Raw genomic sequence first — 271 nt, forward strand, 5'->3', positions numbered from 1 at the left:
GAACAAAACGGCGGGGTATAGTCTATTGGCACTTGGGTGGGTGATGTGGATGTGGTTGTTTCTACCTCTGCTCACCCTCCTGTTTTGTTGGTTTGAAGGTAACTTAGTCTATGAGCAGCTGATTGTGGCTGAAATGCCTAAAAAACCTTTAAACCTATTTCATTTGATGGGCCTCATCACAATCTTCATTTTATGTCATTTTCTATGGGCAAGTTATAACTGGTATCGTGTCCGTAATAACGAAAAACGGTTATTTCCGACCCATGTAGAG

The 271-nt window shown here is 41.7% G+C and carries 1 protein-coding gene; it reads left to right on the forward strand.

Features of this window, described 5'->3' with window-relative positions:
• On the forward strand, positions 1 to 271 hold a 271-nt coding region (gene pgaD / locus ACG9ZB_RS17370; RefSeq protein ID WP_419326860.1), incomplete at both ends, for a poly-beta-1,6-N-acetyl-D-glucosamine biosynthesis protein PgaD.

This window comes from Acinetobacter johnsonii (genome assembly GCF_048551975.1).
GTDB classification, from domain to species: domain Bacteria; phylum Pseudomonadota; class Gammaproteobacteria; order Pseudomonadales; family Moraxellaceae; genus Acinetobacter; species Acinetobacter johnsonii_A.